This is a genomic window from Rhodospirillales bacterium (assembly GCA_016699855.1).
GTDB lineage: Bacteria > Pseudomonadota > Alphaproteobacteria > Reyranellales > Reyranellaceae.
The window spans coordinates 1500511-1520817 of record CP064988.1; the positions used below are offsets into that span (position 1 = coordinate 1500511).

The 20307-nt window shown below is 66.0% G+C and carries 18 protein-coding genes and 1 pseudogene; 17 read left to right on the top strand and 2 right to left on the bottom strand.

The annotated features are described in order from the left end of the window. Positions 1 to 41: 41 nt before the first annotated feature. Genes trbB through IPK81_07090 form a run of 11 tightly spaced genes read left to right on the top strand, consistent with a single transcriptional unit; the run spans position 42 to position 9793 of the window. Entirely contained in the window at positions 42 to 1025 is a 984-nt protein-coding gene (trbB, locus tag IPK81_07040; protein ID QQS13946.1) for a P-type conjugative transfer ATPase TrbB, read from the top strand. Continuing rightward, a complete protein-coding gene (locus tag IPK81_07045) occupies positions 1022 to 1354 on the top strand; it encodes a TrbC/VIRB2 family protein (protein ID QQS13947.1) in 333 nt (110 codons plus the stop codon). Before trbB ends, IPK81_07045 begins: the two co-directional genes overlap by 4 nt. After that, positions 1354 to 1635, top strand: a complete 282-nt coding sequence (locus tag IPK81_07050; GenBank protein ID QQS13948.1) for a VirB3 family type IV secretion system protein — start codon at positions 1354 to 1356, stop codon at positions 1633 to 1635. Before IPK81_07045 ends, IPK81_07050 begins: the two co-directional genes overlap by 1 nt. 13 nt (positions 1636 to 1648) lie before the next feature. Next, entirely contained in the window at positions 1649 to 4087 is a 2439-nt protein-coding gene (locus IPK81_07055) for a conjugal transfer protein TrbE (GenBank protein QQS13949.1), read from the top strand. Continuing rightward, positions 4084 to 4851, top strand: coding sequence for a P-type conjugative transfer protein TrbJ (trbJ, locus tag IPK81_07060; protein QQS13950.1), 768 nt, complete (start codon positions 4084 to 4086; stop codon positions 4849 to 4851). Before IPK81_07055 ends, trbJ begins: the two co-directional genes overlap by 4 nt. A gap of 10 nt (positions 4852 to 4861) precedes the next feature. Next, the gene (trbK-alt, locus tag IPK81_07065; protein QQS13951.1) at positions 4862 to 5224 is read left to right on the top strand and encodes a putative entry exclusion protein TrbK-alt; all 363 of its coding nucleotides are present in this window, start codon (positions 4862 to 4864) and stop codon (positions 5222 to 5224) included. 4 nt (positions 5225 to 5228) lie between these two features. Further along, entirely contained in the window at positions 5229 to 6590 is a 1362-nt protein-coding gene (trbL, locus tag IPK81_07070) for a P-type conjugative transfer protein TrbL (protein ID QQS13952.1), read from the top strand. After that, a complete protein-coding gene (locus IPK81_07075) occupies positions 6590 to 7273 on the top strand; it encodes a conjugal transfer protein TrbF (protein QQS13953.1) in 684 nt (227 codons plus the stop codon). Before trbL ends, IPK81_07075 begins: the two co-directional genes overlap by 1 nt. Beyond that, positions 7270 to 8319 carry a P-type conjugative transfer protein TrbG gene (trbG, locus tag IPK81_07080; GenBank protein QQS13954.1) on the top strand — a complete coding sequence of 350 codons (1050 nt, stop codon included), beginning with the start codon at positions 7270 to 7272 and terminating at the stop codon, positions 8317 to 8319. The genes IPK81_07075 and trbG overlap by 4 nt, the downstream gene beginning before the upstream one ends. Then, complete coding sequence (locus tag IPK81_07085) at positions 8316 to 9542, top strand: TrbI/VirB10 family protein (protein QQS13955.1); 1227 nt, start codon at positions 8316 to 8318, stop codon at positions 9540 to 9542. Before trbG ends, IPK81_07085 begins: the two co-directional genes overlap by 4 nt. A 2-nt stretch (positions 9543 to 9544) precedes the next feature. Beyond that, positions 9545 to 9793 carry a DUF2274 domain-containing protein gene (locus IPK81_07090; protein QQS13956.1) on the top strand — a complete coding sequence of 83 codons (249 nt, stop codon included), beginning with the start codon at positions 9545 to 9547 and terminating at the stop codon, positions 9791 to 9793. On the opposite strand, the gene IPK81_07095 is transcribed toward IPK81_07090, so the two are convergent. Together IPK81_07095 and IPK81_07100 are read right to left on the bottom strand one after the other, a co-directional pair. Continuing rightward, positions 9717 to 10730, bottom strand: a complete 1014-nt coding sequence (locus IPK81_07095) for a LysR family transcriptional regulator (protein ID QQS13957.1) — start codon at positions 10728 to 10730, stop codon at positions 9717 to 9719. The two genes, IPK81_07090 and IPK81_07095, sit on opposite strands and share 77 nt — an antisense overlap. Positions 10731 to 10926: 196 nt before the next feature. Next, a pseudogene (locus IPK81_07100) lies at positions 10927 to 11067 on the bottom strand (MFS transporter). Positions 11068 to 11342: 275 nt separating this feature from the next. Between IPK81_07100 and IPK81_07105 the strand changes: the two are divergent. The 6 genes from IPK81_07105 to IPK81_07130 all read left to right on the top strand — a co-directional run bounded on the left by IPK81_07105 (position 11343) and on the right by IPK81_07130 (position 20289). Continuing rightward, complete coding sequence (locus IPK81_07105) at positions 11343 to 12062, top strand: SDR family NAD(P)-dependent oxidoreductase (protein QQS14989.1); 720 nt, start codon at positions 11343 to 11345, stop codon at positions 12060 to 12062. Positions 12063 to 12319: 257 nt separating this feature from the next. Further along, the gene (locus IPK81_07110; protein ID QQS13958.1) at positions 12320 to 12889 is read left to right on the top strand and encodes a TetR family transcriptional regulator; all 570 of its coding nucleotides are present in this window, start codon (positions 12320 to 12322) and stop codon (positions 12887 to 12889) included. A 25-nt stretch (positions 12890 to 12914) separates the two neighbouring features. Then, a complete protein-coding gene (locus IPK81_07115) occupies positions 12915 to 14111 on the top strand; it encodes an efflux RND transporter periplasmic adaptor subunit (protein QQS14990.1) in 1197 nt (398 codons plus the stop codon). A gap of 3 nt (positions 14112 to 14114) precedes the next feature. Continuing rightward, on the top strand, positions 14115 to 17324 hold the full coding sequence (locus tag IPK81_07120; GenBank protein QQS13959.1) for a multidrug efflux RND transporter permease subunit: 3210 nt from the start codon (positions 14115 to 14117) through the stop codon (positions 17322 to 17324). Beyond that, entirely contained in the window at positions 17317 to 18768 is a 1452-nt protein-coding gene (locus IPK81_07125) for an efflux transporter outer membrane subunit (GenBank protein ID QQS13960.1), read from the top strand. Before IPK81_07120 ends, IPK81_07125 begins: the two co-directional genes overlap by 8 nt. A gap of 12 nt (positions 18769 to 18780) precedes the next feature. Beyond that, positions 18781 to 20289, top strand: a complete 1509-nt coding sequence (locus IPK81_07130; protein ID QQS13961.1) for an MFS transporter — start codon at positions 18781 to 18783, stop codon at positions 20287 to 20289. Positions 20290 to 20307 lie beyond the last annotated feature (18 nt).

Consider the following 20307-nt stretch of genomic DNA (forward strand, 5'->3'; position numbering starts at 1 on the left):
CAGGGCCGCTTTTCGCGGGCCCGCACGAGAACGGGGACGACGTGGCGGCAACTCACCAGAAATCGGAGGCAATCCTTCGCGGCGCACGCATGCTGCGCACGGCCCTTGGGCCGGCGATCGCCCAATTTCTGGAAGATCCCGCGATCGTCGAGGTGATGCTCAACCCCGATGGGCGGCTCTGGGTCGACCGCCTGTCCGAGGGACTCTCCGACACGGGCGAACGGCTGTCGCCGGCCGACGGCGAACGCATCGTTCGCCTCGTCGCGCACCATGTCGGCGCCGAAGTTCATCCGGCCAGCCCCCGCGTCTCTGCCGAGTTGCCGGAAACGGGCGAGCGGTTCGAGGGGCTGCTTCCGCCGGTCGTCGCAGCTCCGGCCTTCGCGATCCGAAAGCCCGCCGTCGCCGTGTTCACGCTCGACGACTATGTATGGACCGGCGTGATGACCGCCAACCAGGCGGAGACGCTGCGGGTCGCCGTCGTCGAGCGCCGCAATATCCTAGTCGCCGGCGGCACCTCGACTGGAAAGACCACGCTCACCAACGCACTGCTCGCCGAGGTTTCAAAAACCTCCGATCGTGTGGTGCTGATCGAGGACACGCGCGAGCTCCAATGCGCCGCCCCGAACCTCGTCGCGATGCGGACGAAGGACGGCGTCGTCACGCTGTCCGATCTCGTCCGATCCTCGCTGCGCCTGCGCCCTGATCGCATCCCGATCGGCGAGGTGCGCGGCGCTGAAGCGCTCGATCTGCTCAAGGCCTGGGGCACCGGCCACCCCGGCGGCATCGGCACCATCCATGCGGGCACCGCCATCGGCGCGCTCCGCCGCCTCGAGCAGCTCATCCAGGAAGCTGTCGTCACGGTTCCCCGCGCCCTGATCGCCGAGACGATCGATCTGGTCGCCGTGCTCTCAGGCCGCGGCGCCTCGCGCCGGCTCGCCGAACTCGCTCGCGTCGAAGGGCTCGGCCCCGACGGCGACTACCGCGTCCTGCCCGCCAGCCAGCACCTCACAGGAGATCCGTCATGATCCAGCATGCCATGCGTATTCGCCGTCATATCGCGACGGCCGCCTCCGTCACCTTCCTCACCCTGGCGCTCGCTCCCGCCGCCCACGCGTCGGGTTCATCGATGCCGTGGGAAGCGCCGCTGCAATCGATCCTTCAATCCATCGAGGGACCCGTCGCCAAGATCGTTGCGGTGATCATCATCATCGTGACTGGCCTCACGCTCGCCTTCGGCGACACCTCGGGCGGCTTCAGGCGCCTGATCCAGATTGTCTTCGGCCTGTCGATCGCCTTCGCCGCTTCCAGCTTCTTCCTGTCCTTCTTCTCGTTCGGCGGCGGAGCGCTAGTCTGATGACGACGTCGGCCGAGACGGCGAGCGAAGTGCCGGGCTTTTCGGTCCCCGTCCATCGCGCGCTGACCGAGCACATCCTGCTCGGCGGTGCGCCTCGCTCGATCGCCATCCTAAATGGGACGCTGGCGGCGGCGCTCGGGCTGGGCCTTCGCCTCTGGCTCGTTGGAATTGGCCTCTGGGCGATCGGTCACTTCGCCGCCGTCTGGGCCGCCAAACGCGATCCGCAGTTCGTCGACGTCGTGCGCAGGCATCTGCGCATCCCCGGCCATCTGTCGGTTTGAGGGGTGTGCCGCCGTGATGAACCTTGCCGAATATCGCAACCGCAACGCCCGGCTCGCCGACTTCCTTCCCTGGGTCGCGCTGGTGGGCGAAGGCGTTGTCCTCAACAAGGACGGGAGCCTGCAACGCACCGCCCGATTTCGCGGCCCCGATCTCGACAGCGCCGTGCCGGCCGAGCTGATCGCCGTCGCCGGGCGGCTCAACAATGCCTTCCGCCGCCTCGGCTCCGGCTGGGCGATCTTCGTCGAGGCGCAGCGGCACGGCGCCGCCACCTATCCCGCCAGCATGTTCGCCGACAGCGCCTCCGCGCTGGTCGACGCCGAACGCAAGGCGGATTTCGAGGAAGCCGGCGCGCATTTCGAGTCGAGCTACTTCCTGACCTTCCTCTATCTGCCCCCAGCCGAAGATGCCGCCCGCGCCGAGACCTGGCTCTATGAGGGCCGCGACCACACCGGCGTCGACGCCCACGAAGTCCTGCGCGGCTTTGTCGATCGCACCGATCGCATCCTCCAGCTGATCGACGCCTTCATGCCGGAATGCGCCTGGCTCGATGACGCCGAGACGCTGACCTTCCTGCATTCGACGGTCTCGACGAAACGCCACCGCGTTCGCGTGCCCGAGACGCCGATCTATCTCGATGCACTGCTGGCCGATCAGCCGCTCACCGGCGGGCTCGAGCCGCGCCTTGGCGACACGCATCTCCGCATCCTTTCGATCGTTGGATTTCCGACCGCGACCACGCCCGGGATCCTCGACGAGTTGAATCGGCTCGCCTTTCCCTATCGCTGGTCGACCAGGGCCGTTCTCCTCGACAAGACCGACGCCACCAGGCTGCTGACCAAGATCCGGCGGCAATGGTTCGCCAAGCGCAAGTCGATCGCGGCCATCCTGAAGGAGGTCATGACCAACGAGGCTTCGGCGCTGCTTGACACCGACGCCGCGAACAAGGCGGCCGACGCAGACATGGCGTTGCAGGAGCTCGGCGCCGACTATGCTGGCCAAGCCTATGTCACCGCGACGATCACCGTCTGGGACGAGGATCCGCGCATCGCCGCAGAGAAGCTGCGCCTCGTCGAGAAGGTCATCCAGGGCCGCGACTTCACCGCCATGCCCGAGACCATCAACGCCGTCGACGCCTGGCTCGGCAGCCTGCCCGGCCACGCCTATGCCAATGTCCGGCAGCCGCCCATCAACACGCTCAATCTCGCCCACATGATCCCGCTGTCGGCGGTATGGGCGGGACCGGAACGGGACGAGCACTTCGCAGCACCCCCACTGCTGTTCGGCAAGACCGAAGGCTCGACCCCGTTCCGGCTTTCCATCCACGTCGGCGACGTCGGTCACACGCTGATCGTCGGACCGACCGGCGCCGGCAAGTCCGTGCTGCTGGCGCTTATGGCGCTGCAGTTTCGGCGCTACGAGCGGTCTCAGGTCTTCGCCTTCGATTTCGGTGGGTCGATCCGGGCTGTGGCGCTCGCCATGCGCGGCGATTGGCACGACCTCGGCGGCGGACTCACCGAAGGCGCCGATGACAGCGTGTCGCTTCAGCCGCTTGCCCGGATCGACGATGTCGCGGAACGCGCCTGGGCGGCTGACTGGCTCACCGCCATGCTGGGACACGAGAGTGTGGCGATCACGCCCGAGGTGAAGGAGCATCTCTGGTCGGCGCTTTCGTCGCTCGCCTCCGCACCGATCGGCGAGCGCACACTGACGGGACTGTCGGTCCTGCTGCAGTCCAACGATCTCAAGCAGGCGCTTCGGCCCTACTGCGTTGGCGGTCCCTACGGGCGCCTGCTCGACGCCGAAGCCGAACATTTGGGCGAAGCCTCAGTGCAGGCATTCGAGACCGAGGGTCTCATCGGAACGGGCGCCGCCGCCGCGGTCCTGGCCTATCTCTTCCATCGCATCGAGGACCGCCTCGACGGGCGGCCGACGCTGCTGATCGTCGATGAAGGCTGGCTCGCCCTTGATGACGAGGGCTTCGCGGGTCAGCTTCGCGAATGGCTGAAGACGCTACGCAAGAAGAACGCCAGCGTCATCTTCGCCACCCAGTCGCTCTCTGACATCGATGGCTCGGCGATCGCGCCCGCCATTATCGAGAGCTGCCAGACCCGTATCCTGCTGCCGAACGAACGCGCGATCGAGCCGCAGATCACCGCGATCTATCGCCGCTTCGGGTTGAACGACCGCCAGATCGAGATTCTCGCCCGGGCGATTCCCAAGCGCGACTATTACTGCCAGTCGCGCAGCGGCAATCGCTTGTTTGAGCTCGGCCTGTCGGATGTGGCGCTCGCCCTCTGCGCAACGTCCTCAAAGACCGATCAGGCTGCGATCGCGCAGACGATCGCAGCGCACGGGCGCGAGGACTTCCTGGCGGCCCGGCTGCGCCAGCGCGGCCTCGGCTGGGCCGCCGATCTCATCCCCAACCTCAACAACATGGAGACGTCCTCATGAACCCGCGCCGTTCGCGCGGCGTGCGCCTTGCCGCCGCGCTGCTCACCGCTTCCACCGCATTGTCACCAATCTTCTGGGCGCCACCAGCGGCGGCGCAGTTGATCGTGAAGGATCCCACGAACTACGTGCAGAACGTGCTTCAGGCGGCCAGATCGCTGGAGCAGATCAACAACCAGATCAGTTCGCTTCAGAACGAGGCGACAATGCTCATCAACCAAGCTCGTAATCTCGCGAGCCTGCCGTACTCCTCGATCCAACAACTCCAGCAGTCCGTGCAACGCACCCAGCAGCTGCTGCAGCAGGCGCAGCGCATCGCCTACGATGTCCAAAACATCGATCAGGCGTTCCAGACCACCTACGGCAGCGCCTCGATTTCCGCATCCGATCAGGCGCTCGTGGCGCAGGCGCGAGAGCGCTGGCAGAACACCGTCGGCGGGCTGCAGGACGCCATGCGCGTGCAGGCCGGTGTCGTCGGCAACATCGACACCAACCGGTCTGAGATGTCCTCTTTGATCGGCCGCAGCCAGGGAGCGACGGGCGCGCTGCAGGCGACGCAGGCCGGCAACCAGCTCCTTGCGCTTCAGGCGCAACAACTCGCCGATCTCACCGCTGTCGTCGCCGCCAACGGTCGCGCACAGGCGCTCTCGGAGGCGGAGCGCGCAGCGGCCGCCGAGCAGGGCCGTGAGCAGCGCCGCCGCTTCCTCACGCCGGGTTCCGGCTACCAGGCGGGCAACGCCCGTATGTTCCCCAACAGCGGCAACTGAGGGCGTGGCAATGGACGGCAAGATGCTCGCCCGACTTGGCGCGGTGGTGTTCGTCGCGGTGGCCGTCACCGCGACGGCGATCGAGTTAAGTCGGGATGAGGAGCCGGCGGAGAGCTGGGCTTCGTCACGATCGAACACGGCCCCGTCCGACCCCTTGCGCGACGAGTTGTTCCGCTGCCAGGCTCTCGGCGAAGCCGGGCCCCGCGACGCGGCCTGCCTGCGCGCCTGGTCGGAAAACCGCCACCGCTTCCTCGCGCCGGGCGCTCGACCGGCAGAGCGGCTGCCGGAAGCGGCGCCGGCTCCCCATCCGCCAGCGGACCCGGCCATGCCGACCCCTCCGGCGCCGGTGTCGCCGCCGGTCGAGACTCGGTAACGTCATGGGCAATACCGGCGTCATCGACCACTTCCTCGAAGTCTTCACCCGCTACATCGATTCCGGCTTTGGCCTGCTGAGCGGCGAAGTCGCGTTCATCGCCACGACCCTGATCGTGATCGATGTGACGCTCGCGGCGTTGTTCTGGTCCTGGGGCGCGGACGACGACATCCTGGCGCGCCTGGTGAAGAAGACCCTCTTCGTCGGCGTGTTCGCCTACATCATCGGCAACTGGAACAACCTCGCGCGCATCGTCTTCGAGAGCTTCGCCGGCCTGGGCCTCAAGGCCAGCGGCACGGGCTTCACGACAGCCGATCTGCTGCGGCCCGGCAAGGTGGCGCAGACCGGCCTCGACGCCGGACGGCCGCTCCTGGAGTCGATCTCTGGCCTGATGGGCTACTGGTCGTTCTTCGAGAACTTCATCCAGATCGCCTGCATGTTCCTGGCCTGGGCGCTGGTGTTGCTCGCCTTCTTCATCCTCGCCATCCAGCTCTTCGTCACCCTGATCGAATTCAAGCTCACCACGCTCGCCGGCTTCGTCCTCATTCCGTTCGGCCTGTTCGGCAAGTCCGCGTTCATGGCAGAACGGGTGCTCGGCAACGTCATCTCCTCAGGCATCAAGGTGTTGGTGCTGGCCGTTATCATCGGCATCGGCTCGACGCTGTTCTCCGAATTCACCGCTGGCTTTGGCGGCGCGACCCCATCCATCGACGAAGCCATGGCCATCGTGCTCGCCGCGCTGTCGCTCCTCGGCCTCGGCATCTTCGGTCCGGGCATCGCCAGCGGCATCGTCTCTGGCGGCCCGCAGCTCAGCGCCGGCGCGGCGGTGGGTACAGGCCTCGCCGCCGGCGGCATGATCGCCGCCGGAGCCGGCGCGGTCGGCGCGGTTGCCTCCGGTGGCGCGGCGCTTGCCGGAGGCGCGGCAGCCGCGGCCCGGGGCGGCGCGGCGATGGCGGGCGGCGCATCCACGGCCTATAGCCTCGGCGCAGCCGGCCAGTCAGGCGCTAGTGGCGTCGCGTCAGGTCTCGGCGGTGTTGCTCGGGCCGGAGGCAGCGGCGCTGTCTCACCGCTCCGCCGCGCCGCCTCACGCGCCGCCGAGAGCATGCGCTCCAGCTTCAACGCCGGCGGCAAGGCTGCGTTCGAAGCCACTGGCGGCTCCTCGACGATGGGATCGGTCGGTGGCGACGCAGCGGGCGACGGCAGCGGCTCGGCCGCACCGGCAACCGGCAGACCGCCCGCATGGGCGCAGCGCATGCGCCGCTCCCAACGCATGACCCACGCCGTCCAGGCGACAGCCCACGCCGTGCGCTCCGGTGATGCCCATGGCGGCGGCTCTTCCGTCAATCTCTCCGAAAGCGACCGCTGATGTTCAAACGACCCTCCACCCACTATGGCAAAGCCCCCGAACCTGAGACCCCCTATCAGCGCGCCGCCCAGGTCTGGGACGAACGGATTGGCTCGTCACGGGTCCAGGCGAAGAACTGGCGGCTGATGGCCTTCGGTTCGCTGATCCTCTCCGCCGGCTTCGCCGCCGCGCTGGTCTGGCAATCGGCGCGCGGCACGATCGTGCCCTGGGTGGTGCAGGTCGACCGGCTCGGCCAGGCGCAGGCAGTGGCGCCGGCTGTTGCCGACTATCGCCCGACCGACCCCCAAATCGCCTTCCACCTGGCACGATTCATCGAGCAGGTCCGCTCGATCCCGGCCGACGCCATCATCGTGCGGCAGAACTGGCTGCGCGCCTACGACTTCACGACTGATCGCGGCGCGGCAGCGCTCAACGATTATGCGCGGGCCAACGACCCGTTCACCAAGGTCGGCCGCCAGCAGATCGCCGTCGAGGTCTCCAGCGTTATCCGCGCGTCCCCCGACAGCTTCCGCGTGGCCTGGGTCGAGCGCCGCTACGAGAACGGCCAGCTCGCCACGACCGAACGCTGGACCGCGATCCTGACGATCGTCGTGCAGGTCCCGCGGAACGCCGATCGGCTCAGAGCGAACCCGCTCGGCATCTACGTCAACGCCATCAACTGGTCACGGGAGCTTGGGCAATGAAGCCGTATTTCCGTAAAGCCGGAAACCCGGCTTCACACATTCTCGTATTTCCGGCTCTGCGCCGAGGCGCATTGCCGACCCTCCTGCTGGCCACCTCCGCACTTGCCGGCTGCGCCACCAGCACTCCGCCTCCGGAAATTTCCTACGACGCCGCTGCTCCGGCCGTGCAGACCGTCGATCCGCCGGCGCCCGTCACCGTCGTCGAGATCCCGCGACCGCTTCCGTTGCCTGGACAGATGCAGCGCGTCGAACCCTCTCGAACCACACCGGAGCCGACCGATCCGACCGCCCGGGTCAACCAGGCCAACGCCGCTGCGCGCATGCAGCCGATGCGCAACGGCTTCATCAACTCAATGCAGGTCTACCCATTCACGCAAGGCGCGCTCTATCAGGTTTACACCGCCGTCGGGCAGATCACCGACATCGCGTTGCAGCCGGGCGAGCAGCTCGTCGGTTCGGGCCCGGTCGCCGCTGGCGACACGGTGCGCTGGATCATCGGCGACACGCAGAGCGGCGCCGGGCCCACCTTGCAGGTCCATATCCTCGTCAAACCCACTCGGCCCGACCTGATGACCAATCTCGTCATCAACACCAACTTGCGCACCTACCATATGGAGCTTCGCTCTACCGAGCGGACCTACATGGCCTCGGTCTCCTGGCAATATCCGCAGGATCAGCTCATCGCGCTGCGTCGCCAGAACCAACAGGCCGAAGCCGCGCAGCCGGTCGCATCCGGCGTCGATCTCGCCAATGTCAACTTCCGCTACGCGATCGATGGCGACCGCGCGCCGTGGCGGCCACTGCGCGCCTTCGACGACGGCCGCCAGGTCTTCATCGAATTCCCGCGCGGCATCGGCCAGGGAGAGATGCCGCCGCTGTTCGTGGTCGGTCCCGAGGGTAACACCTCGGAACTGGTGAACTACCGGGTTCGCGGCCATCACATGATCGTCGATAGGCTCTTCGCCGCCGCCGAGTTGCGGTATGGCTCTGGCGATCGCCAGAAGCGCGTCCGCATCGTGCGTACCGATGGGAGGCCAGCGTCGTGAGCGAGACGGATCCCCGGAAAGAGGAAGGTCCGGACGAGGAGGCACGGCCGTTGATCAGCGCGCCCGTCGGTCCCGCGCCGATGCGGCTGCGCGCCGAACCGCCGCGCGTCACCCGACTGTCGCGAAAGGTGCTGGCCGGTCTCGGCCTGGTCGCGAGCGTCGGGATTGGCGGGGCGCTAATCTATGCCCTTCAGACCCGCGACGGCGGTCGGCCGAACGAGGAACTCTACTCGACCGATAACCGCTCGACGGCCGATGGCATCGCGGGCCTGCCACGCGACTATAGCGGCGTACCTCAGCTAGGCCCGCCGCTTCCGGGCGACCTCGGACGCCCAATTCTCGGAGCCCAGAACCGCGGCCAGCCCGTACCGACGCCCGGCGTAGCCCCGCCCAACCCCGGCCTCAGTCCGGAAGAGCAACGGCGCATTCAGGAGCTTGAATCCGCACGCACGGCGCGCTTGTTCGCCGGCACCGAGACCCGCACTGCCAATCCGGCGCCCACGCCGCCGGCCGCTGCTGCGGTCCCGCCCATCCCGGATCTCACCGGTCTCGGTCTGGCGCCGCCGCCGGCGACGCCTACGGCCCAGGATCGCCAGAACGCCTTTCTCAACGCAGCCGCTGACCGCCGCACCGTTGCGCCCGATCGCGTCTCCGCTCCGGCTTCGCCCAACATCCTGCAGGCTGGCGCCATCATCCCGGCCGCGCTGATTACCGGTATCCGCTCCGATCTTCCTGGCCAGATCACCGCACAGGTCACCGAAAACATCTACGACAGCCCGACGGGTCGCATCCTCCTCGTGCCCCAAGGCACGCGCGTCATTGGCCAGTACGATAACAACGTCCAGTTCGGACAAAACCGCGTGCTGCTCGCCTGGAACCGGCTGATCTTCCCGAGCGGACGGTCGATCGTACTGGAGCGTCAGCCCGGCGCCGACGCCGAGGGCTATGCCGGCCTCCAGGACGGCGTCGATTATCACTGGTGGGAGCTCGCCAAGGCGGCGGGGCTCTCAACGCTGCTCAGCATCGGTTCGGAGCTGGCGGTCGATGATGAGGACCGGCTGCTCCGCGCCATCCGCGACGGCGGTCAGGACACCTTCAATCAGGCGGGACAGGAGATCGTCCGCCGACAACTCAACATCCCCCCGACGCTGACAATCCGTCCGGGCTTCCCAGTCAGGGTCATCGTCACGCGCGACATGATCCTCGAACCCTACGGAGGCTGAACGTGACCAAACTGAAACTTGGCCCCATCGTCGACGACAAGCCGGTCAAAGTGACCGTCGAGCTACCGGCCTCGCTCCACAGCAATTTGAAGGCTTACGCCGAGCTTCTTGCCCGCGAACAGCAGCAGGCCATTGGCGATCCCGTAAAGCTCATCGTCCCTATGCTCGAACGATTTATCGCGACGGATCGAGGGTTCGCCAAGGCTCGCAGGGACCAGAACCAGCTGAAGACGCCCCCACGAGAGGCATAGATGCGGGTTCAGTTCTCGTATCAGCGCTACCTCGTAGCGATCTGCATCCGCTGCTTGCCAGCAGCTGCGCGGTCTGCAGGAAGCTCAGGAAGGCCGGATTGTCGTTCGCCCCTAACCAGACGACGCTGAACGGCACGATGTCGGCTCGAGCGGTCAGCGGCCGCAGCACCAGACCAGGGACCTTGACCGCGTTCCACGCTGCGGAGACCAGAGTGATGCCCTGGCCAAGGCTGACGAGGTTCATCAGCGTGTCTTGCAGTGCCGCCTTGTCTTCGACGTCAGGATAGGTGCTGTAGTCAGCCGACCGACGAACGATATAGTCATGCACCTCCGGGCCAGGCTCGCCCCGGCTGACGATGAAGTGCTCCGCCTTGATATCGGGCCAGTCGAGCTTGGGCCTTCCCGCAAGCGGATGGCCGGCCCACAGCGCGACATGGACGCGCTCGCGCCACAACTCGCGTGTCTCGCATCCGGGAACGGGATCCGACCCTGTGATGATGGCAACATCCAGTCGCTGGGCCCGGACCGCCGCTAGGTGCTCGCGCCGGCCGCCGTCGCGCAGATCGATTCTGACCCGCGGGTGCCGCTCCGTATAGGCTTGGACCAGTTGGCGCAGGAATCCGCCAGCCAGCGAGGTCAGGATGCCGATGCGTACCAGGCCTGTTTCAGCACGGCGCGTCGCACGGGCGGAACGTCTTGCCGACTCAAGTTGCTCAAGCGCTGGCGCGACCTCCGCCAGGAACCGCTCTCCCGCCGGTGTCAGCCGCACGCCGCAGCGTGTCCGCTCGAACAGTGTCACGCCGAGATGATCCTCGAGTTGCTTGAGGGCACGACTGATACTCGACTGGTCGACATCGCACATTTCCGCGGCGCGCCTGAAGCTGCCGACCTGGGCGGCGACGGTGAGGTAATGAAGTTGCCGAAGAGCATGCCTCATGCCACCGCCCCGGCTAGGAATGCAGCGACTTTCTTCCTCAGCTCTGGCGCGATCCCTCTTGGGAAGTGCGAAGCGATCTCGGGCTTATTCACTTCGCGTCCGTTCGTGCATCTGGGCGGAGCGTGAGCAGGCAAACTGCAGCCGTGATCGTCGCGAGCAGCGCCAGGACGATGAGGAGGGTCACGAGGGCGTCCGTGGATCCGAAGCTGACTCCGAGCGCAGAGCCGCTGACGACCAACCCCGCCCGCAGCAGGTCGACACTAAAGTCATCGACAATCTGCGGCAGCACGTCGACGCTCGGATACTCGGTGGCACCGATGGCAAATCCGCCGACCATCATCGCCAACAAGGCGGGCAGTCTGTTCGTACTCATACTCAAAGTGAATCTGCCTTCTCGGGTTGGGCCGGATTGGCGATGAAGGGCTCGGTCGATGAGGATGCGCGGAGAAAGCCGTCCGCGCCGGATTTCACTCGACATGAAAGATATCACAAGGTATGTTTCTAGTCGAGCCGCTCTTACCGGCATCAACCCTCAGGTTCAAGCCTTTGGCCGTGTGGCTCGCCGGAGGGCGCGCTGCACATTGAACGAACGATGCGAAAGGCACGATGGTCATGCGAAAAGTAGTCGTCATTTTTGGAGCCGGCCCCGGCCTAGGGGCCTCGGTCGCCAGGCGCTTCGGCAACGAAGGCTATCAAGTCGCGCTAGTGGGTCGCCGGCTCAAACCGTTGACAGCGCTCGCAGAAGAACTCGGGCAGAGCGGCATCCCTGCGGTGGCATTCTCAGCGGACCTGGGGCACACGGATAACGCCAAGGCCGTAGCCATGAACATTCAGGACCGGCTGGGGCGGATCGATGCTGTCTATTATGCCCCCTCTGGAACGGAGGCATTTTTGCCTGCCGTCGAGATGACCGTCGAGATGACCCGCGAACGAACCGAACTCATGTTTCATGGCCTCGTCGCCATCATGAACGCGGTTCTGCCGCAGATGCGACAGCGCGGCGAGGGAGCTATCCTGGCGGGCTTCGGGGCCTCGGCTGTCGTTGGCGAGCCCTTTATGAGCGGGCCGGCACCAGCCCAGGCGGCGGCGCGAAACTACCTCTATTCACTTCATGGAGAAGTGCTCGGAGATGGTGTTCGCGTGGGCATGGTGACTATCGCCGCCGTCATCAAGGAAAGCGCTTATTATCAATCCGTCTTAGCGGGCGCAGACGACGCGCCGGATGGCTTCGAAATGCCGCTCGTCGATCCAGACGATCTCGCAGGCCAGCTTTGGGAGGTTGCTGCCGGGCGGGGCGAATTGGAGAAGGCTTTCCCCTCCGCAGAATCCTAGCAAGCCCGAGGTCTCACAAAGTGAATCCGGATGTAGTTAGACATTCCACTCCTTTGAAAAGCCTGGCGGTTCTCCGCGCGGCAAGCAACTCCTAGTTAGTTCACCCGTGCTGCACCTCGCTCAACTTGTTGACTTGACGCCCGTTCGAAGATACCGCCCGGTCGGTATGATTCCCTGACCCCGCTTGGAAATTTCATGAGCTATGATTCGACATTAACGCGTCCCGGTGTGGCGAACCTCGCCTGGAGGATGGTCGCGTGACCGGACCGAACGCCTATGAGCGCAAGAAGGATCCCCAGGGCGTCCGGCGCGCGCTGCTGAACAAGGCGGCGCATCTCGCCGCCGAGCAGGGTCTCGCTGCCGTCACCGTGGAAGCGGTGGCACGCGCGGCGGGCGTCACCAAGGGTGGGCTGTTCCATCACTTCCCGAACAAGAGCGCCTTGATTCACGCCATGTTCGCCGACCTGCTGGCGCATTTCGACGCGGCGATCGATGCGCGCATGGCGCAAGATCCGGTCGCCCATGGACGCTTCACCCGCGCCTATTTGGAAGCGGTGTTTACCGATCAGGCGCTCGGCGACGACAACCCTTCGGCCGCCCTGTCAGTTTCGACGATCGCCGATCCCGAGCTGCTGGGCGAATGGTCCACGTGGCTGGCGCAGCGCCTCGAACAGCATGCCGCAACCGATGACAACGCGCTCTGTGAAGTGGTGCGCTTAGCGGCCGATGGCGTCTGGCTGATCTCGATTTCTCCTGATCCCACGTCGCCAATCAACTTTGCCCGCGCCCGCGCAGCGATGCTCGCGCTGACAATGCTCGGTGCTTGATTCTCTCAGTTTCCGGCTTCGGCCGATGGAGTTATGCCTTGTGACCCTGTTTCCTTCTCTTGGCCGTTTCGGCGTGCCTCTAGTCGCGTCGCTGATCCTTGCCGGTTGCGGAGATGCGGGTGGCGGCGCGCGAGGTGGAGGCGCGCAGGGCGCTAACCCGCCGCCGCTTGTCGAGGTGATCACGGTCCAATCGCAGGCGGTGCCGAACATTGTCGAACTGCCCGGCCGTATCCAGGCGGTGCGCTTGGCCGAGGTCCGCGCGCGCGTCGATGGGATCGTCGAGCGCCGCCTCTATCAGGAAGGCACCGACGTCGCCGCAGGGGATCCCCTCTTTCGGATTGATCCGCGTGATATGACGGCCCAGTCGGATCAGGCGCGGGCGGCGCTGCGTCGAGCGGAGGCGGCGAGGCTCAATGCCCGGCAGATCGTCAGCCGCTTTGGTCCGCTGGTGTCCGACAAGTCGGTCAGCGCGATGGAGTACGATCAGGCGCAGGCCAATCTGCGACAGGCGGAGGCGAGCGTCGATGATGCCCGCGCGACGCTCGCCCGCACGCAGCTTCAGCTTGGCTATACTCTCGTCCGAGCGCCGATCGCCGGTCGTGTCGGTAGCGCTCAGGTTACGGAAGGTGCGCTCGTCAGCGCGGGGTCGGCGACGCTGATGACGACCGTCGATCAACTCTCGCCGGTCTACGCGGTGTTTACCCAATCGAGCGCGGCAGTGCTCGACTTACTAGACGCGCAACGCACGGGCACGGTCGATGTGCCCGCACTTTCCCAGATAGAGGTAAAGCTGATCCTCGCCAACGGACGCGAGTACGGCCCGACCGGACGGCTCGATTTCGCCGCGCAGACGGTCGATCCCTCCACTGGCAGCCAGACGCTGCGCGCGGTCTTCCCGAATGACGCACGCCTTCTGCTACCCGGGCAGTTCGTCCGCGGCCGGATCTCCCTCGGCACGCTTCCACAGGGCATCATGATCCCAGCCCAGGCGGTGCAGATGGGACAGAACACCGCCGTCGTCTCAGTGGTCGGCCGTGACATGACCGTAGCGTCGCGCACCGTGCAGCTTGGCAACCAGTCCGGCGGCAACTGGATCGTCCTATCCGGCCTCAAGCCCGGCGAGCGGGTGATCATCGCCGGATGGCAGAAGGTCCAGCCTGGCCAGCCGGTGCGGGTGAAGGGCGATGCCCGAGCCACGACAAAGCCGCAGGGCGGCCGCTAACCCATGGACAAGCTGTTCGTTCAGAAACCCGCCGTCGCGTGGGTGATCGCTCTCTTCATCACGCTGTTCGGCTCGATGGCGCTCGTCAACCTGCCGATCGAGCAATATCCCGCGGTGGCACCTCCGTCGCTGACGCTGAGCTACACCTATAACGGCGCTGACGCCGAGACCATGGACAAGAACGTCACCGCCGTACTGGAGCGCGAGCTCAATGGTGTGAAGCGGTTCCTCTACATGTCCTCGGTCAGCCGGGCCAACGGCACCGGCGAAGTCGTCGTCACGTTTCAATCGGGCACCAATCTCGATGTGGCGCGCACCCAGATTCAGGATCGTCTCAACCGGGCCGAACCGCGCCTGCCCGAGGAGGTCCGCCGCCTCGGCATCAGTATCCAGGACAACGCCTCGGGTTTCTTGCAGGTGGTCGCGATCAAATCGAAGACCGGCAAGACCTCGCCGCTCGAACTGGGCAATTTCGCCGGCACCAAGATCGTCAATGAGCTGCGTCGGGTCCCTGGTGTCGGCAACGTCAACATGTTCTCGTCGGAAAAGGCGATGCGCATCTGGCTCGATCCGGAAAAGCTAGCGGGTTACGGCTTGTCTTCGACCGAAGCGCTCGCCGCCGTGCAGGAGCAGAACAGCCAGACCGCCGGCGGAGGATTGGCTGAACAGCCGCTCGCCAATGGCGCGGCTTTCAACGCGCGTATCGTCACCCAGAACCGCTTCACGACGCCCGAGCAGTTCCGCAACATCATCGTGCGTTCCAACCCCGATGGCTCCGCGGTGCGTCTGAGCGACGTCGCCCGCGTCGAGGTGGGCGCCGACAGCTATGCCTTCAAATCGACCCTCGACGGCAAGGAAGTGGCCGGGCTGGCGATCCAGCTGTCGTCGGGCGCTAACGCCATCGCCACCAAGAACGCTGTCGCGGCCAAACTGCGCGCGCTGGAAGCTACCTTCCCCGAGGACATCACCTGGTCGGTGCCCTATGACACCACCCCATTCATCCAGGCCTCGATCGACAATGTCATCCAGACGCTGGTCGAGGCCATGGCGCTGGTGTTCCTCGTCATGTTCCTGTTCCTGCAGAACTGGCGCGCGACGCTCATTCCCGCGGTCGTGGTGCCCGTGGCGCTGCTCGGCGGCAGTCTCGGTCTGTGGCTGTTCGGTTTCTCGTACAACCAGCTGACGTTGTTTGCGATGGTGGTGTCGATCGGCATCCTGGTCGATGACGCAATCGTCGTGGTCGAGAACGTTGAACGACTGATGGCCGAAGAAGGCCTTTCTCCCGCCGCCGCCACGATCAAGGCGATGGGCCAGATTCGCGGCGCGATCATCGGCATCACGCTGGTGCTGATCGCCGTGTTCATCCCCATGGCGTTCTTCCCCGGCTCCACCGGCGGTATTTACCGCCAGTTCTCGGTAACGCTCGCGGTCTCGATCTTCTTCTCCGCATTGCTCGCGCTCACGCTCACTCCAGCGCTGTGCGCGACGTTGCTCAAGCCGCATCCGCTGGGCGGGCATCAGGACGCGCCGGCCAGGCCTGGCTGGCGCGGATGGCCGCAGCGCTTCTTTGGCTGGTTCAACCGCATGTTCGCGCGTTCGACCGACAAATATGTCAGCGGCGTCGGAGCGATGCTGTCGCGCCCGCTACGCTGGCTGGCGGTTTTCGTCGCCATCTTCGGCGTGACGATCCTGCTGTTCGGACGCCTGCCGGGCGGTTTCCTGCCCGACGAGGATCAGGGCTATTTCGTCATCAGCTACGATGCGCCCGCTGGCTCGACCATGCAGCACACCTCGGCGGCGGTCGCGGCGACCGAAAAGGCGTTCCATCAACTGCCGCAGGCTCAGACGATCTTCTCGGTCGTCGGCTTCAACTTCTCGGGCCAGGGTCAGTCGGCGGCCCTTTCCTGGGGCATGCTCAAGCCCTATGCCGAGCGGCATGGCGCGCAGGGCTCGGCGGCCTCGACGATCGGCGCGATCTTCGGCGCTGCCGGGGACATCCCGGGTGCCTCGCTCTTCGCCGTGAATCCGCCCGCGATCGACAGTCTGGGCAATGCGACCGGCTTCACGATGAAGGTCGAAGACCGCAGCGGCAACGATCCCGCCGGCCTGCAGGCGGCGATGGGCCAAATACTGGGCGAGGCGGCGCAGAACCCAAAACTGATGGCGGTGCGCCCGGAAGGTCAGGGTACCTCGCCGCAGCTCTATGTCGACATCGACCGGGTCCAGGCGCGCGCACTCGGGCTCTCGATCGCTGACGTCAACGCCACACTCTCGATCGCCTTCGGCTCCGCCTATGCCAACGACTTCTCCAACCAAGGTAGCGTGCAGCGGGTCTATTTGCAGGCCGACGCCAGTCAGCGGATGACGCCCGAGGACGTGCTGAAGCTGCGGGTGCGGAGCCGCAACGGTCAGATGGCGCCATTCTCGGCCTTCACTCGCGTCACCTGGACGAACGGTCCGACGCAACTCCAGCGCTACAACGGTTATCCCGCGTTGACGATCGCCGGCCAAGCCGCGCCCGGCCAGTCATCGGGCACCGCGCTGAAGGAAATGGAAGCTATTGCTGACCGAGTGCTCAAGTCGCACCAGGCCTATGAATGGACCGGCACGGCGTTCGAGGAAAAGCAGGCGGGCGGTCAGATCGGCCTGCTGCTTGGCCTGTCGCTCGTCGTCGTCTTCCTGCTCCTGGTGGCGCTCTACAACAGCTGGGCGATCCCCTTCTCAGTGCTGCTGGTGGTGCCGTTCGGCGTGCTGGGCGCGGTGATCTTCACCATGCTGCGCGGACTGTCGGCCGACGTCTATTTCAACATCGGGCTCATCACCATCATCGGCCTAGCCGCCAAGAATGCGATCCTCGTCGTGGAGTTCGCGATCGACGACGAGGTGGGGGATCGCACGCCTCTTCAAGCGACACTGGAAGCGGCTCGACAGCGTCTGCGTCCGATCCTGATGACCAGCCTCGCCTTCATTCTCGGCATGGTGCCGTTGGTGATCGCGGGCGGCGCGGGCGCGGCCAGTCGGCATGCTGTCGGCACCGGGGTGATGGGCGGCATGATCGCAGCCACCGCGTTCGGCATCTTCTTCACGCCGCTCTTCTACTTCGCCGCGCGCAAATGGCTCGCGCGGCCGCGCCAGGATCACGGGGAGGATGCCGTGCAGACGCCACCCATTTCCGGTCCGGACGAAAAGCGGGGAGTTCCGGCCGATGCGTAAGCTCGTGATCCTCGCCAGCGCGGCGACCTTGTCCGCCTGCAACCTCGCCCCGCGCTATCATCAACCAATCGCACCGGTTTCCGCGGCCTTTCCCGAAGTGCAGGCCGGAGCCCGCGCGGCGAACGAGATCGGCTGGCGCGAGTTCTTCGGCGATCCCAGGCTCCAGGCCTATCTCGCCGCGGCGCTCGCCAACAATCGCGATCTCGCCCAGTCGGTCGCCCGAGTGGCGCAGGCGCGGGCGCAATACCGCATCCAAGATGCTGAGCGCCTACCGCAGCTCAACCTGCAGGCCGGCGCCTCACGCACGCGCCAGCCCGCCAACTTGCCGGCTCTTGGCAGTACGCCGTCGCCCGGCGGTCCGGCCGCCATTACCTTCGAGCAGTATAATCTGGGTGTTCAGGTACCGAGCTTCGAGCTCGATTTCTGGGGCCGAGTGCGCAACCTGTCCGAAGCGCAGCGGCATCAATATCTGGCGACGGTCGAGGCCGAGCGCGCTTTCCGCCTCTCGCTGGTCGGCCAGGTCGCAGCGACCTATCTCCAGATACGTGCGGGCGAAGAGCAGATCGCGCTCGCTGAGCGTACTCTGGCGAGCCGCCAGGAGGGCGAGCGGATTGCGCGGCGCCGGCTGGAGGCGGGCGTCACCTCCACAGTCGACCATGATCAGGCGGTGCTGCTGGTCACCCAAGCTGAAGCCGAACGCGCGGAGCTGCGTCGCACCACCTCCCAGGCGGAGAACCTGCTGACGGTGCTGGTCGGCGGCCCCATTGATCAGACTCTTCCGTCACCGCGGCCCTTGGCGGACCAAGGTCAGTTCGCGAGCATCGAACCGGGCCTGCCGTCATCGCTCCTCGCCAACCGGCCCGACATTCTGCAGGTCGAGCAGCAGTTGCGCGGGGCCAACGCCGACATCGGCGCCGCGCGTGCCGCTTTCCTGCCGTCCATATCCCTGACTGGGTTGGCAGGGGTCGTATCGCCACAGCTGGGCGAGTTGCTAAATTCGGGATCGCGCCAGCATCAAGCGTCGTCTGCGGCCCTGCTCCCGATCTTCGATTGGGGTCGGCGCGACGCGCTGCTCAAGCTCAGCCGGGCTCGCGCCGACGAGCTGGTGGCGGCTTATCAGCGCGTAGCGCAGGGTGCTTTCCGCGAGGTCGCCGACGCACTGATCGCGCGGCAGCGGTACGCCGAGCAGATCGACGCCCAAACCCGTGCCGTTGTCGTCCAGCGTCACCTCGCCCAGACCGCGCGCCGACGGTACGATAATGGCATTGCCATCTATCTCGAGGTGGCCGACGCCGAGCGGAACCTGTTCGCGGCCGAGCAGCAATTGCTCGCTCTGCGCAGCGCCGAACTGCAAAACGGCGTCTCGCTCTATGTCGCGCTCGGTGGCGGCCTGACCGAGACCTCCCATGTCGCTGCCCAAGCAGCAAACTCGACTAGCTATTAGGAAGGCAACGGTATGACTGCCTCGCATTCGAACAGGTGGATGTTGCTGGTGACGGTGGCGGCGGGACTGCTGCTGATCACCCTCGACAATTCCGTGCTCTACACCGCGCTTCCGACGCTCACCCGCGAGCTGGACGCCTCATCGACACAAGGGCTGTGGATCATCAATGCCTATCCGCTGGTGATGGCTGGGCTGTTGCTTGGAACCGGCACGCTGGGCGACCGCATCGGCCACCGACAGATGTTCCTGATCGGCCTGGTGCTGTTCGGCATCGCCTCGCTCGTCGCGGCGTTTTCACCTTCCGCCAATATCCTGATCGCGGCGCGGGCGTTCCTGGCCGTTGGCGCGGCAGCGATGATGCCGGCGACGCTGGCCCTGGTGCGGGTCACCTTCACGGTCGAACGGGAGCGCAATTTCGCGATCGCGGTCTGGGGATCGTTGGCGGTCGTGGGCGCCGCGCTCGGACCGATCCTCGGCGGCTTCCTGTTGGAGCATTTCTGGTGGGGATCGGTGTTCCTGATCAACGTCCCGGTGGTCATCGCCGCCTTCGTCTCGACCCTGATCGTCGCGCCGAAGGGCGAGAAGGATCATTCAAAGCCGTGGGACCTCGTCTCCTCGCTACAGGCGCTTGTCGCGCTGTCGGCTCTCGTGATCGCGATCAAGGAATCGGCGCATGCTGGCCAGTCCTGGCTGGTTCCGGCGGGAGCCCTGGTCGTCGCCGTCGCGGCAAGCACCCTGTTCGTCCGCCGCCAGTCGCGGCTAGCCTTTCCGCTGCTCGACTTCGCCATCTTCCGCAACGCCGCCTTTACCTCGGGCGTGATGGCGGCCGCCTTCGCCATGTTCGCGATCGGCGGCATCCAGCTTGTCACCACGCAACGCTTCCAGCTCGTCGCCGGCTTCTCGCCGCTCGAGGCGGGCCTTCTCGTCTCGGCGGCTGCGGTGGGCTCGCTGCCAACCGCGCTGCTGGGCGGGGCGTTCCTGCACCGGATCGGGCTTCGCTTCCTGATCTCAGGGGGGCTCGCGGCCGCTACCCTTGCCGTCCTGCTCGCGACCTGGGGCCTGACGCACGGTCTCGGCTGGCTAATCGCCGGCATGGCTTTGACGGGGGCTGGCGTCGGTGCGGCGATGTCGGTCGCCTCGACGGCGATCGTCGGCAACGCGCCTGTCCATCGCGCCGGCATGGCCGCATCGATGGAGGAAGTCTCCTATGAGTTCGGCAGCCTGCTCGCCGTTGCCTTCCTCGGCAGCCTGCTGTCGGCGATCTACACGTTCAGCATCGCGCTGCCGCCAGGCGCTCCCGAAGCGGCCCGCGACAGCATGAGCGCGGCTCTCGAACTTGCCGCACAGGCTGGAGCTGGCGGCCAGCCCGTGCTGGAGGCCGCGAGCCAGGCCTTCGACCGCGGCTATCAAACGGTAATGTATGTGATCGCCGCCGTGCTTGCAGCGGGCTCGATCAGCACCGGCGTGCTGCTTCGCAAGTACGGCCCCGGCTCGCAATCCTCGACCTATCCCTCGCATTGACAGGGACGTTCTTATGCG